The organism is Frateuria flava (assembly GCF_017837635.1).
Lineage (GTDB): Bacteria > Pseudomonadota > Gammaproteobacteria > Xanthomonadales > Rhodanobacteraceae > Frateuria_A > Frateuria_A flava.
Map to the genome: position 1 here is coordinate 209,761 of NZ_JAGJRS010000013.1, position 12,731 is coordinate 222,491.

The 12,731-nt window shown below is 66.6% G+C and carries 13 protein-coding genes and 1 tRNA gene; 7 read left to right on the forward strand and 7 right to left on the reverse strand.

Annotation, left to right across the window (positions count from 1 at the left end; translation table 11 throughout):
- The first annotated feature begins 58 nt into the window (after window positions 1-58).
- From J7I44_RS06270 to rpiA, 3 genes are all read left to right on the forward strand, one after another.
- On the forward strand, window positions 59-664 hold the full coding sequence (locus J7I44_RS06270; RefSeq protein ID WP_209617556.1) for a 5-formyltetrahydrofolate cyclo-ligase: 606 nt from the start codon (window positions 59-61) through the stop codon (window positions 662-664).
- A gap of 118 nt (window positions 665-782) precedes the next feature.
- Entirely contained in the window at window positions 783-1,250 is a 468-nt protein-coding gene (locus J7I44_RS06275; protein ID WP_209617559.1) for an EVE domain-containing protein, read from the forward strand.
- 57 nt (window positions 1,251-1,307) lie between these two features.
- Window positions 1,308-1,943: a ribose-5-phosphate isomerase RpiA gene (rpiA, locus tag J7I44_RS06280; RefSeq protein ID WP_209617562.1), complete on the forward strand. Its 636-nt coding sequence runs from the start codon at window positions 1,308-1,310 to the stop codon at window positions 1,941-1,943.
- Between the two features lie 247 nt (window positions 1,944-2,190).
- Here the strand turns inward: rpiA and J7I44_RS06285 are convergent, their stop codons facing one another.
- Window positions 2,191-4,077: a chloride channel protein gene (locus tag J7I44_RS06285; protein WP_209617566.1), complete on the reverse strand. Its 1,887-nt coding sequence runs from the start codon at window positions 4,075-4,077 to the stop codon at window positions 2,191-2,193.
- A 321-nt stretch (window positions 4,078-4,398) separates the two neighbouring features.
- On the opposite strand from J7I44_RS06285, the gene J7I44_RS06290 reads away from it, so the two are divergent.
- Window positions 4,399-4,881 (forward strand): hypothetical protein, encoded by a 483-nt coding sequence (locus tag J7I44_RS06290; protein ID WP_209617571.1) that lies wholly within the window; start codon window positions 4,399-4,401, stop codon window positions 4,879-4,881.
- A 286-nt stretch (window positions 4,882-5,167) separates the two neighbouring features.
- Here the strand turns inward: J7I44_RS06290 and J7I44_RS06295 are convergent, their stop codons facing one another.
- From J7I44_RS06295 to rplM, 4 genes are all read right to left on the reverse strand, one after another.
- Window positions 5,168-6,745 (reverse strand): MASE1 domain-containing protein, encoded by a 1,578-nt coding sequence (locus tag J7I44_RS06295; RefSeq protein WP_209617576.1) that lies wholly within the window; start codon window positions 6,743-6,745, stop codon window positions 5,168-5,170.
- A gap of 314 nt (window positions 6,746-7,059) precedes the next feature.
- Window positions 7,060-7,133, reverse strand: a tRNA-Gln gene (locus J7I44_RS06300).
- 54 nt (window positions 7,134-7,187) lie between these two features.
- Window positions 7,188-7,580, reverse strand: coding sequence for a 30S ribosomal protein S9 (gene rpsI / locus J7I44_RS06305; RefSeq protein WP_209617579.1), 393 nt, complete (start codon window positions 7,578-7,580; stop codon window positions 7,188-7,190).
- Window positions 7,581-7,588: 8 nt separating this feature from the next.
- A complete protein-coding gene (gene rplM / locus J7I44_RS06310) occupies window positions 7,589-8,017 on the reverse strand; it encodes a 50S ribosomal protein L13 (RefSeq protein WP_209617581.1) in 429 nt (142 codons plus the stop codon).
- Window positions 8,018-8,148: 131 nt separating this feature from the next.
- Between rplM and J7I44_RS06315 the strand changes: the two genes are divergently transcribed.
- Window positions 8,149-9,357, forward strand: coding sequence for a (Fe-S)-binding protein (locus tag J7I44_RS06315; protein WP_209617583.1), 1,209 nt, complete (start codon window positions 8,149-8,151; stop codon window positions 9,355-9,357).
- A complete protein-coding gene (coq7, locus tag J7I44_RS06320) occupies window positions 9,354-9,995 on the forward strand; it encodes a 2-polyprenyl-3-methyl-6-methoxy-1,4-benzoquinone monooxygenase (RefSeq protein ID WP_209617586.1) in 642 nt (213 codons plus the stop codon). The genes J7I44_RS06315 and coq7 overlap by 4 nt, the downstream gene beginning before the upstream one ends.
- A 100-nt stretch (window positions 9,996-10,095) precedes the next feature.
- Here the strand turns inward: coq7 and J7I44_RS06325 are convergent, their stop codons facing one another.
- Together J7I44_RS06325 and speD are read right to left on the reverse strand one after the other, a co-directional pair.
- Window positions 10,096-10,785: an extensin-like domain-containing protein gene (locus J7I44_RS06325; protein ID WP_209617589.1), complete on the reverse strand. Its 690-nt coding sequence runs from the start codon at window positions 10,783-10,785 to the stop codon at window positions 10,096-10,098.
- A 63-nt stretch (window positions 10,786-10,848) separates the two neighbouring features.
- Window positions 10,849-11,634 carry an adenosylmethionine decarboxylase gene (gene speD, locus J7I44_RS06330; protein WP_091334588.1) on the reverse strand — a complete coding sequence of 262 codons (786 nt, stop codon included), beginning with the start codon at window positions 11,632-11,634 and terminating at the stop codon, window positions 10,849-10,851.
- 273 nt (window positions 11,635-11,907) lie between these two features.
- Between speD and crp the strand changes: the two genes are divergently transcribed.
- A complete protein-coding gene (crp, locus tag J7I44_RS06335) occupies window positions 11,908-12,603 on the forward strand; it encodes a cAMP-activated global transcriptional regulator CRP (RefSeq protein WP_342451875.1) in 696 nt (231 codons plus the stop codon).
- Window positions 12,604-12,731 lie beyond the last annotated feature (128 nt).

Below are 12,731 nucleotides of genomic sequence, written 5' to 3' on the forward strand. Positions count from 1 at the left end.
ACGCAACGCCGGCCGGGCGCGAGCGGCGCCGGTCGCGCCGTCTTCCAGGAGATGCGCCGTGGACGCCACCGCCCAACGCCGCGAACTGCGCCAGCATCTCGCCGCTCGCCGCCGCGCCCTGACGCCAGCGCAACGCATTGCCGCTGCGCAGGGCCTGAGGCACAGCCTCGAACAACTCCCCGAGTACCACACCGACGCACGCGTGGCCGGCTACTGGGCTTGCGACGGCGAGTTGCCCCTCAACCTGGTGATTCCGCCACTGGCCGCACGCGGCCAGCGCTTCCTGCTGCCGGTGCTGGGTCAGGACCGCGAACTGCGCTTTGCGCCCTGGTCGGCCGGCGAAGATGTCGAGCCCAACCGCTATGGCATCCCCGAGCCGGTGGCGCCGCGAGAGTGGTTCGCGCCGTTCCAGCTCGACCTGGTGCTCGTTCCGCTGCTGGGCTTCGACCGCCATGGTCACCGGCTCGGCTACGGCGGGGGCTGGTATGACCGCAGCTTTGCGTTCCTGAACGATCAGGCGCGCCCCACCGAGCCTCTGCTGGTGGGCGTCGCGTACGATTTTCAGGAACTGCCGGCCATCAAGTCCGAATCGTGGGACGTGCCGCTGGACTACATCGCCACCGACCGCGAGTTGATCGACTGCCACGCGGAAGACACGCCGTGAGCGCGACAGCTGCCGCCTCCGCAGCCCGTAGTGGAACCTTCGTCCCCGACGCCCATACGCGGCAGGCCGTTCGGGCACAGCACGCACACCTGCCACATCTCCGCGTCCCGAGGTCCCGATGAGCGAGCGGCCCTACTCTCACTGGCTGATGAAATCCGAGCCGGACACCTTCTCCATCGACGACCTCAGGCAGCGCAAGCGCGAGCCGTGGGACGGCGTGCGCAACTACCAGGCGCGCAACTTCATGCGCGATGGCATGCGCAAGGGCGACAAGGTGTTCTTCTACCACTCCAACTGCGCCGAACCTGGTATCGCCGGCATCGCCGAGGTGGCCAGCGAGGCCTATCCGGACCCCAGCCAGTTCGACCCCAAGAGCAAGTATTTCGATTCCGCCAGCTCGCGCGACAAACCACGCTGGATGCTGGTGGACGTCAAGTACGTCCGCAAGCTCAAGCGAGTGATCACGCTGGATGAGCTCAAGAACCAGCCTGCGCTCGCGGACATGGCGCTGGTGCGCAAGGGCAACCGGCTGTCGGTGATGCCGGTGGACGCGCAGGACTGGAATTTCATCCTGGCGCTCGAGTAGCCACCCCTCCAACGCCAGCCCGCTGGTTGGCCGGCAAGACCCCCAAGGAAAACGTCCATGAGCAACGAAAAGCGTCTCGCTGGCGAGGCCGCCCTCCGCTACGTCGAGGACGGCGCCATCGTCGGCGTCGGCACCGGCTCGACCGTGGCCTTCTTCATCGACGCGCTGGCCGGCATCAGGGACCGCATCCATGGCGCCGTGTCGAGCTCCGAGCAGTCGACCGCGCAACTGAAGCGGCACGGCATTCCAGTGCTCGACCTCAACAGCACCGGCCCGCTGTCGCTCTATGTCGACGGCGCCGACGAGTGCGATCCGCACAAGCGCCTGATCAAGGGCGGCGGCGCTGCACTGACGCGCGAGAAAATCATCGCCGAGGCCAGCGCGAAGTTCGTATGCATCATCGACTCGAGCAAGCGCGTGGATCTGCTTGGCCGCTTCCCGCTGCCGATCGAAGTGATTCCGATGGCGCGCAGCCTGGTCGGCCGCGAGATCGTCAAGCGCGGCGGCCAACCGGTCTGGCGCGACGGCGTGGTGACCGACAACGGCAACTGGGTGATCGACGTGCACGGCTGGCAGATCACCGATCCGGTGTCGCTGGAGGCCGAACTGAACCAGATCCCGGGCGTAGTCACGGTCGGCCTGTTCGCGCGGCGTGCCGCGGACATCGTGCTGGTCGGCGACAAGGAAATGTAGGCCGCATGGCGCGGTGGGGCGGGCTTCAGCCCACCGTCCTGCAACGTCGCGGCGGGCTGAAGCCCACCCTGCAACAACCGTGACTCAGCTCGGGCGAACCGGTGCGCTGGAGGCCGAGTCGCACCCGATCCCGGCGCGGTCACGACCAGCCACGAGAAAAATCGGTTTCGCGTGCCGCCGCGGGGTGGGCTTCAGCCCTCCTTCCGGCAACGTGGTGGGACGAAGCCCACCTGGCAACGACCGCGCGTCAGACCGTGCGCACGCCGTTCCGTCCGAAGCGCAGGTGCCGGCTGGCCTGCCGCGCCTCTCGCAGTCGGCGCTTGTGCGCACTCAGCAGATCACCGCGTGTGATGATGCCCACCATGCGATGCGGCGCGTCCTTGCTCACCACGATCAGCCGTCCGACCTGCTCGGCAACCATGTGGTCGGCCGCTTCGCGCAGCGAGTGATCTTCCTTGACCATGATCGGCGGACGCGTGACCAGATCGCCCAGCGCGAGCGAGTACGACCACTGCGGATCGAGCAGGCTGCGCCGGGTCAGCACGCCCAGCACTTGGTTGTTCTCGTCGACCACCGGGTAACCCTGATGCTGCGACTCGGACGAACCCTCGTTCAGCCAATGGCGCACCTCGCCCAGGATCTGGGTGGTGCGCAGGGTCACCACGGCGCGCGTGCAGGCATCGCCGGTCGCCACCTGGTCGAGATAGTCGGCCGCGTATTCGGAAGGCACGCGCACGCCGCGGCGGGCGATTTTCTCGGTCATGATGGTGTTGCGCATCATCAGCGCCGAGATCAGGTACGCGGCGGTGCAGCCGCCCAGCAGCGGCAGTAGGCCGGCCGGCTGACCCGTGGTCTCGAATGCGAATACCACCGCGGTCAACAGTGCGCGCGAGGCGCCGGCGAAGATCGCCGCCATGCCCACCAGCGCCGCGATGCGCGGGTCGATGCCGAACTGCGGCAGCAGGGCGGCCAGGCCCAGGCCGATCAGCGCGCCGAGCGCGCCACCGATGGTGAACAGCGGCGCCAGCGTACCGCCCGAGGTACCGCTGCCCAACGAAATCGACCAGGAAATGAACTTCATCACGCAGAGGAAGAACAGCGTGTGCAGGGTGAACTCGCCGCTGACGATGCCTTCGATATTGGTGTAGCCCACGCCCAGGGTCAGCGGCGCGAAATAGCCGACCACGCCCACTGCGATGCCGCCGAGCGCCGGCCACCACATCCAGTGGATGGGCAGCTTCTCGAAAGCATCCTCGATGCCGTAGACGATGCGGGTCACGCCGACGCTGATCAGTCCCAGCACCGCACCGACGCCCACGTAGCAGGCCAGCGCGACGGCACCCGGCTCGGCCAGGGCCGGCATCGCGAAGACCGGCGCGGTTCCCTGGAACGCATAACGCACCGAGGTGGCCGCCACGGTAGCCAGCGCGACGGGGATGAGCGAGCGCGGGCGCAGTTCGAACAGCAGCAGTTCCACCGCCAGCACCACCGCCGCCACCGGCGAGGCGAATACCGCGGCCATGCCCGCGGCGGCACCGGCCGCCAGCAATACCTTGCGCTCGCCGCCGGTGACCCGCAGGAGCTGCCCGATGAACGAGCCGAGTGCGCCGCCGGTGGCGATGATCGGGCCCTCGGCGCCGAACGGCCCACCGGTACCGATCGCGATGGCGGAGGACACCGGCTTGAGGAAGGTGATCCGCGGGGGGATCTTCGATTCGTTGAGGAGCACCTGCTCCATTGCCTCGGGAATGCCGTGACCACGGATGGCGCGCGAACCCCAGCGCGCCATCGCGCCGACGATCAGACCGCCGATCACCGGCACCACGATCACCCAGGCGCCCAAGTGGTGGCCAGCCGGGGAAGAGAATTCGGTCGACACGCGGCCATAGAAGGCCAGGTTGGTGACCAGCCCGATCAGCGAGGTCAGCACCTGCGCGATGAGGGCTGCCGCCAGACCCAGCACCACCGAGACCGCAGTGATCCGCAACACCCGCCGATCCACCAGGGTGGAGCGACGGGGCATGCGCGTAGCATCGAGGCTGACCCCCAGCGCGGGAGAGAGGGGCAAGGCGTCCGTGCTGCCTTCCAGGCGCACGCCCGGCGGGGGCGCCGGCTTCTCGGAGGGGGAAGTCATGGAAATACCGCGGGTAAAACGGGGATTTTACGCCTCCAGGTCAAGGAACCGAAGAGCGGCGGGCTCCCTGGCGCCCGTCCAGCGCCCCGGGGCCTGGCGTTACCGCTCCAGCGAAGGCGCATGTCACCCTGGCGCCATGCCGCACGTTTGATGCGGCGCCGCACCGAGGCACTCGACGACTGCCACGGGCGAGCCCCCGTAGGCCTCGGAAAACTTAACGTGACGCTCAGTTTCGGAGCGCGTCTTCGCGAAAAAATCACTATTGGAAGGTAGAGTGCGATTGCTCAATCAGTGAGCAGTCCAACAAAAGGGGACATGGCTATGATCAAAATCCTGCCGCGCCGCGCACTTCTCGCGGGCTTGGTCGTCATGGGCTTTTCTGCCTCTGCCGTGGCGGCTACAGGCACGGGCCTGGGTCAAGCCTGGCCGAATGCACAGGACGTGAGCGCAAGCACGCATTGGCATGTGTACACGTTCGCCAACAATGGCGTGCAGTACGTTCAGGTGAACGACCTCTTCGGTAACGTGCGCGTGGCCTTCGCCAATATCAACGGGCAGTTTCTGGTCTTGCCCATGGGGCGCGATGCGCAGCGACTCTCCACTCCGCAGCAGACGGGCCTGACCAGCAGTACGGCCGTAGCATTGGTTTCGTACGCAGAGACGGTCTACCAGAGCAGTAGTGTCAAGCTGCAGGCCGTGCCTATGAGCGATGGCACCGTCACGTTCACGGCGGCTCCCGCCAGCCCCACGGCGACAGCTGCCCCTTGCGATGATCCGGAAGAGTGCAGCAGCCACTCGCCGTAGGCATCATCAATGGATGCGAGACGAAAAAACCGCCCTTGAGGCGGTTTTTTTTGTTTCCCGGCCTGCCAAGGATGGATGACGGCAGGATCAGTGAGCTGCCCGGGACCGCCGGCGTCGTCACGGCCTGGCGCACTCCGCATACGGTGATCACCCCTACTGTCCTCTTGCGCCCAACAAGCTGCGAACGACGGCGGCGGCTGATCAAGCGCTCGGCGAGCCCTTCAACCCTCGCCCGAACTGGCAAAAGGCATCCTGTCCCCAGGATTGCCAGAAGGATGCTCGCAGGTCAGACGAGTTCCGGATCGAACAGGATCAGGCTGATCCGGCTGCCGGTACCGTGAGCGCGCGCATGCACCTTGCCTTCGAAGATGCCGGCGCGGTCCTTGAGTGCCCCCAGCCCCATGCCGCTCCCGCCAAGCGCCGACTGGATGTCATCCCAGCGCACGCGCGCCAGCCGCTCGTAATCGACGTCACTGTCGACGCACAGCACCGCCCAGCGCCGTCCGCCGGACTGGCCACCACGCAGCCGCACGCGAACCTTGCTGACGTTGCGCTTGGCACAGGCAAGCGCAATGGCTTCCGACGCCAACCGGTACAGCGCCATGTGGACACTGGTGGAAAGCTGATCGATCTCGCCCTGGATGTCGCACCAGTAAACGATGCCGCCTTCGTCGAGCGCACGCGGAATGGAACCCTCGCGCAACGCCGCAGGCAGGCCGCGGTCACGCCAGGACAGTGGATACAGCGAATCGGCAAGGCGGTAGATCTGGTGCTGTGCGACCGCCGCCTGGCGATAGTAAGTGCGCTCGTCTGTTCCGGGCAGCAGGCAACGCAACCTGCCGAGCAGTTGCGTGTAGGAGGCCTGGATCGCCCCGCTCATCTGTTCCAGCGCATAGGAGGTCTGCCGCAGCTGCAGTTCACCCAGGTAGACGTTGCGCTGCGCCATCGCCAGAGCCAGACGCGAATCCGTGCGTTCCTGCCTCTCACGCTGGTGCAGCACTGCGATCCGCGCGCCAAGCATCAGCATGGTGGTGGAGGTGAAGGCGATGAATGCCTGGGCCTGCACGGTTTCGTGGTCATGCATCACGGGCATGGTCAGGATCACCGCGATGCTCGCCGCGGTGCCGCCTATCGCGGCCCCGTGCCAGCCGTGGCGCAGCGCCAGCCAGGCGACCGGCAGGAACATCGCCATCCGGGCGGCCTGGCTTGCATCGCCGGCGACACCCGAGGCGAGCCAAACCAGCAGCGCCAGCGCCGGCAAGAGCAGAGAGACGGTTTCAAGCACCAGGCGGTTCTCGGACATCGATGCCAGCAGTTGCCTCATCGCCATGCCCATCAACTTCTCTCGTACCGCCAGCACCAGCGGCACGACGGTCAGGATGCCGGTATACGAGCCGAGGAAATACCGTCCCGCGGCCGCGCGATAGTCATACGGAGACTGGGCCGTAGCCAGAACCAGCGCTGTGGTATCGGCGAAGGTCCAGACAAACGAGACCAGCAACGCGCAAAGCAGAAACACGTTCATGCTGGTGATCGAACGCGATGGGAACAGGCGGTGCTGCTCCCTGCAGAAGCGGACGATCGGCATGGCCAGGCCGATGGGCGGCACCACCATCACAGCCGACCACATCCAGCCGTACTGCTCCATGCAATCGAAGCTGATGTAGCCCAGCGGCAGCAATTCACCGACCAGCAGGGCCGGCCAGTAGCGGTAAGGCATCAACATGAGCGCGCACAGGCGCAGGCCAGCGAACAGCACCCAATGGGAGAACGAAATCTCGCGCAGCAGCGTGTAGCTGACGGCATAGCCGACTGCGACTGCCAGCTGTCGAAGCCAGATGTTGTCCCAGATCCTTGTCCGCATTGTCCTTACCCCCTTGGCATGGATGGCCTGAATCGCCCCAATTCCGCGACCGGTCCACGTCGACATGTTATTCCGCCTATACAACAATTCTTTGCGTGAAAAACGAGTGAAACCAACAACCTACCGCGGCCGCGCCGACAACGCCCATCCTAGCGCAAGCGGGGCCGATGCAACGTTTGGCGCCGCTGCGCCACTGTGCCCTATGTCGCAGGATCGGCATGCGGGCACCCGCTGCAGAAAATGGAGACGCCGGTTTTCCGCCACGCCACCACACATGCAAAAAAGAGGCCCGCCAATGGCGGGCCTCTTTTTTTTGGCTGGGAGACTAGGATTCGAACCTAGATAAACGGAGTCAGAGTCCGTTGTCCTACCGTTAGACGATCTCCCAAAACCCTTGGGAACGATGCGCTCTGACCGGTTGCATCGTCCCTCGAAGCGGATGTTAGCGCTTCGAGAACTGGGTGGCGCGGCGGGCCTTGTGCAGACCGACCTTCTTGCGCTCGACTTCGCGGGCGTCGCGGGTCACGAAGCCGGCCTTGCGCAGCGGCGACTTCAGGGTTTCATCGTACTCGATCAGCGCGCGGGCAATGCCCAGGCGGATGGCACCGGCCTGGCCGGTGATGCCGCCGCCGGCGACGGTGACCTTGATGTCGAACTTGTCGGTGCTCTGGGTCAGTTCGAGCGGCTGGCGCACGATCATGCGCGAGGTCTCGCGACCGAAGAACTGGTCGAGGGTCTTGCCGTTGACTTCGATCGCGCCGTTGCCCTTGCGCAGGAAGACGCGGGCGGCGGAGGTCTTGCGGCGGCCGGTGCCGTAATTCTGCTGGATAGCCATGGGTTTCCTTAGATCTCCAGCGCCTGCGGCTGCTGGGCGGTATGCGGATGGTCGGCGCCGCCGTACACCTTGAGCTTGCGATACATCGCACGGCCCAGCGGGTTCTTCGGCAGCATGCCCTTGACGGCGATCTCGATCACCCGCTCCGGGTGCGTGGCCAGCATGTCCTTCAGACTCATGGTCTTGAGGTTGCCGACGTAGCCGGTGAAGCGGTGGTACATCTTGTCGTCCAGCTTGGCGCCGGTGACCGCGACCTTGTCGGCGTTGACCACGACGATGTAGTCGCCGGTGTCGACGTGCGGGGTGAACTCCGGCTTGTGCTTGCCGCGCAGGCGACGGGCGATCTCGGTGGAGAGACGGCCGAGCGTCTTGCCCGTCGCGTCGACCACGTACCAGTCGCGCTTGACGCTTTCCGGCTTGGCGCTGAACGTTTTCATTTCAAGAATACCTGTCTGCCGCCACGAGGGCGGTTAGCGGAATCGGTGGAACAAAGGCGCGAGATGATAACGGAGCTTTCATCCATCGCGCAAGCCTGCCGGTCGGCCGACTGTGAGCTGCCAATGATAGCATGTCCGCCATGCCCGAGAACAAGTCCGCGCGTATCGCCGCGCTGGCCGACCAGTGCGTGCAGTGCGGCCTGTGCCTGCCGGCGTGCCCGACCTATGCGCTGGACGGTAACGAAGCCGAATCGCCGCGCGGGCGCATCGCCATTGCCGCCGCCCTTGCCAACGGGCTGGCGCCGGTTTCGGACGAACTGCGCGAGCCTCTCGACCACTGCCTTGGCTGCCTGAACTGCGAACGAGTCTGTCCCGCCCACGTGCGCTTCGGCGAGCTGCTGGTGGAAACGCGCGCCCTGCTCGGGCCCGCACCGGGGCGGCCACGCGTGCTGCTCGCGCTGGCGAAGCGGCCCACGCTCGTGCGATGGACGAGGTTCCCCGGCCTGCGACGCTGGTTTGCGCGCCTCGCACGCGGGCTGCCAAAGCGCTCGCGCTGGCGTGCGGCCCTGGCCATCGCCTCGCTGCCGCCGGCCGCGCAGCCGCAGCCGCAGCCGCAGACGATCCCCGCAAGATCACGGCGCACACGGGCGCTGCCCCGGGTGGCGCTTTTTCCCGGATGCGTCGGCAGCGTCGACGACGCATCCGCGCAGCAGGCGGCGGTCACCTTGCTCGAGGCTGCCGGCCATCCGGTGACACGCCTGCCGGCCTTCTGCTGTGGCGCGCTCGACGCCCACGGTGGCCACGCGCAGGCGGCCGCGCGCGCGGCCCGGCGCGTCCGGGAAAGCTGGCGAGCCAGTGGCGCCGCGATCCTGGTGACGGTCACCCCCGGCTGCCTGGGCCAATTGCGGCACGCCCTGCCTGGCGTGGAGACCGTGGATCCCTACCCCCTGCTCGCGGCACAGGCCGACCGCCTGCACTTCCGCCCGCTCTCCGAACGCGTGGCGCTCCATCTGCCGTGCACGCAGCAGAATGTGGCGCGCAGCGGCGATGCCTTGCAGGCACTGCTCGCGCGCGTGCCGGAGCTGCAGGTGACGCTACTCCCGCCACGTTGTTGCGGCGCCGCTGGCAGCCACATGCTTGAATTCCCCGAGCGCGCGGCAGCCCTGCGCGCTCCCACGCTCGAGGCCATCGCAACGCTGGCGCCGCAGGCGCTGCTGTCGTCCAATATCGGTTGCCGCGTGCACCTGGCCGCGGGCTTGGCCGGGCAGGAGATCGCTGTACCAACCCTGCATCCGCTGGTACTGCTGGCACGGCAACTTATCCCGGGACATCCGTCATGAACGTTCGCACGCTTTCTCCACTCGACCGCCTGCTGGCAGGCATCGAGCGCGCCCTGGAAACCGTCGCCGGTGCGCCGGAAGCCGCGCGCCCCTCCCCCGCCACATCGCTGGACGACGCGCCGCTCGACGACGCCGAGCGCCGCCACGCCGCCGGGCTGATGCGCATCAACCACACCGGCGAGGTCTGCGCGCAGGCGCTGTACGACGGCCAGGCCGCGCTCGCGCGCGACGAGGAGACGCGCCAGCACCTGCAGCACGCCGCCGACGAGGAGACCGACCACCTTGCCTGGTGCGCACAGCGGCTGCGCGAACTGGACAGCCGGCCGAGCCTGCTCAACCCGTTGTGGTACGCCGGCAGCTACGCCATCGGCGCCGCCGCCGCGCTGGTCGGCGACAAGGTCAGCCTGGGCTTCGTGGTGGAAACCGAGCGGCAGGTGGAAGCCCACCTGGAAGATCACCTGCAACGCCTGCCGCGGCAGGACGAGCGCTCGCGCGCTGTGCTCGCACAGATGCAGGCCGACGAAGTACGCCATGGCGACAACGCCAAGGCGCGCGGCGGCATCGATCTGCCCTTCCCGATTCCGGGACTCATGCACCTGAGCTCGCTGGTGATGAAGGGCATTGCCTACCGCATCTGATGCCGACCGGCTCGTGCAGGCTCGCTTGCGGGCGATGCTTTCGCTTGACGGCGGATAACCAAGGCGCCACCCGCAAGCGCGCTCCTGCCAAGGCGGCAAGTCAGCGGCAGTAGCCCCAGCCTTGCGCTTCCACGTGGAAGTGACTGCGGTGCTCGCGGTTGTAGTCCGGCCCCAGCACAAGGCCGGCCACCTCGCAGGCGCGGTTGTGCACGAGATGCAGGAAGGCGCCCGCCCTGCCCCGTGCATCCCAGTCGCCGGCGATATCGAGCCGATGGCCGTCCGCCAGCACAAAGCCGGTCAGATCGATCGCGGCCGCCCGCGCGTGGCGGCTGAGCGGGGCGCTGGCACGGCCGTAGATGTTGCGGCACGCGTAGCTGCCGACGTGGTCGGCCTGGCGCACCGCTGTGCCATAGAGCTGCCTGGCGGCGGGCTGCAACACCTGGCGATCGAGCAGCACCAGGGTTGCCGCCAGCGGGCAGGAAACGATCGCCGGTCGCTCGATCGCCGCCGCGCCGGTACCGCGCAGGCGAACCGCATCGATCCAGCCGCAGGCGCCCGGGCCGTCGCGGTCGGGCAAGGGTGTAAAGCGCGCGCCCGCCTGCGCCAACGCCGCCCTGCACGCGCGCGGCTCGCGTCCCAGCCGGTCCAGCTTGTAACGGAAGAACAGGTCCGGCGGCGCACGCAGGTCCAGCGGCGCCCACGGGTTGTAGCGATCCGGCGGACGCCAGCCACGCGACCACACCAGCGCCAGCAGGGCGAGCAGCAGCAGGAACAGCAGGAAGGCGCGCATGGACCAGGCATGGGCATCGCCCTGTGCGCACAATGAAAAACCCCGCCTCGCGGCGGGGTTTCGTTACATCAGGTTGCGGCCGTGGAACAGTTCCTCGATCTCGCGCTTGAGCAGCGACTCGATGCGCTGGCGCTCCTTGAACGAGAGGTCGTCCGCGTGCGCCTCGAACAGATAGGTGTCCAGGTCGAAGTCCTTGATGTGCATCTTCGTGTGGAAGATGTTTTCCTGGTAGACGTTGACGTCGAACATCTCGTACTTCTGGCGGATGTGACGCGCCAGGTAGTCCTGCACCGAGTTGATCTTGTGGTCGATGAAATGCTTCTTGCCCTTCACGTCGCGGGTGAAGCCGCGCACGCGGTAGTCGCACACCACGATGTCCGACTCGAAACTGTCGATCAGGTAGTTCAGCGCCTTCAGCGGCGAGATCACGCCGCAGGTGGCCACGTCGATGTCCGCGCGGAAGGTCGCGATGCCGTTGTGCGGATGCGTTTCCGGGTACGTGTGGACGGTGATGTGGCTCTTGTCCATGTGCGCCACCACGGCACCGGAGATGGTGTCGCGGCCGAGCTTCTCCACCACCGGCTCCTCGGAAATAAGGATGGTCACCGACGCACCCTGCGGATCGTAGTCCTGGCGCGCGATGTTGAGGATGTTCGCGCCGATGATCTCCGCCACGTCGGTGAGGATCTGGGTCAGGCGATCGGCGTCGTACTGCTCGTCGATGTATTCGATGTAGCGCTGGCGCTGGTCTTCGGACACCGCGTAGCAGATGTCGTAGATGTTGAAGCTCAGGGCCTTGGTCAGGTTGTTGAAGCCCTGCAGGCGCAGGCGCGGGAGCGGTTTCACCACGGCGACTCTCCATGGCCGGAATGCGGCCAGCAGATGAGGCGGGTTAGCAGCAAGGGTCCCCGCGAAAAGAAAAAGGCGCGCCAGGACCCTCATCCTGCGCGACCCAGGGTTCCGGCTGGTATGCAGCTTGGCCGAAAGACTGCGAAGTATGCGGCAAAACCCCGGAAAACAGAACTCACGCCCGCAAGCCGCGTCATCTCTTGATCAGCCGAGACGCGTGATGCATGGTAAGGCCTTGGCGGCAGCGCCGTGGCTCAACCAGCGGATACCCTCGTGGCGCAACTCAAATACCAACTCCAGCAGGCATTCGAACGGTCCCAGGCACCACTGAGCTTCGCGCCGGACCCCGCATCGATGGAGCGCTTCCTGGCCCTGTGCCATCGTCGGCGCTACCCCGGCAAGACCGCGATCATCCGCCCGGGTGATCCGGCCAACACGCTCTACTACATCATCGAGGGCTCGCTGGCGGTCTGCACCGAGGACGAGCAGGGTCGCGAATTGATCCTGGCCTACTTGAACCGCGGCCAGTTCATCGGCGAGATGGGCCTGTTCGTGGAGCAGGCGCAGCGCGAGTCGATCGTGCGCAGCCGCACCCCGTGCGAGATGGCCGAGATCAGCTATGAGCGCCTGTTCCAGCTGATGGAAGGCCCGCTGCGCGAGGAGTGCCCGAAAATCCTCTTCGCGATCGGCTCGCAACTGACCAACCGCCTGCTGCGCACGTCGCGCCAGGTCAGCCGCATGGCCTTCATGGACGTCACCAACCGCATCTCGCGCACGCTGCTGGACCTGTGCCAGGAGCCCGACGCCATGACCCATCCGGACGGCACGCAGATCCGCATCTCGCGCCAGGAGGTCAGCCGCATCGTGGGCTGCTCGCGCGAGATGGTCGGTCGCGTGCTCAAGCAGCTCGAAGAGCAGGGCATGATCGACGTGTCCGGCAAGACCATCGTGGTCAAGGGCACGCGCTGAGGCTTCGCGCTCAACGCCTTCCGGTAACGCGGCAGCCTCAGGGCTGCCGCGACGTTTTCGGCCGTTAGATCATGCAGACGTCCGCGCGCTCGCACGAGCAGGCGGGATTCGTGATGCAGCCGTCGGTG

Coding starts and splice junctions, on each gene's coding strand:
- rpsI (WP_209617579.1), bottom strand. CDS start 7,580: ATGGCTATCCAGCAGAATTACGGCACCGGCCGCCGCAAGACCTCCGCC.
- J7I44_RS06285 (WP_209617566.1), bottom strand. CDS start 4,077: ATGACTTCCCCCTCCGAGAAGCCGGCGCCCCCGCCGGGCGTGCGCCTG.
- rpiA (WP_209617562.1), top strand. CDS start 1,308: ATGAGCAACGAAAAGCGTCTCGCTGGCGAGGCCGCCCTCCGCTACGTC.
- J7I44_RS06290 (WP_209617571.1), top strand. CDS start 4,399: ATGATCAAAATCCTGCCGCGCCGCGCACTTCTCGCGGGCTTGGTCGTC.
- J7I44_RS06325 (WP_209617589.1), bottom strand. CDS start 10,785: ATGCGCGCCTTCCTGCTGTTCCTGCTGCTGCTCGCCCTGCTGGCGCTG.
- coq7 (WP_209617586.1), top strand. CDS start 9,354: ATGAACGTTCGCACGCTTTCTCCACTCGACCGCCTGCTGGCAGGCATC.
- J7I44_RS06275 (WP_209617559.1), top strand. CDS start 783: ATGAGCGAGCGGCCCTACTCTCACTGGCTGATGAAATCCGAGCCGGAC.
- rplM (WP_209617581.1), bottom strand. CDS start 8,017: ATGAAAACGTTCAGCGCCAAGCCGGAAAGCGTCAAGCGCGACTGGTAC.
- J7I44_RS06315 (WP_209617583.1), top strand. CDS start 8,149: ATGTCCGCCATGCCCGAGAACAAGTCCGCGCGTATCGCCGCGCTGGCC.
- J7I44_RS06295 (WP_209617576.1), bottom strand. CDS start 6,745: ATGCGGACAAGGATCTGGGACAACATCTGGCTTCGACAGCTGGCAGTC.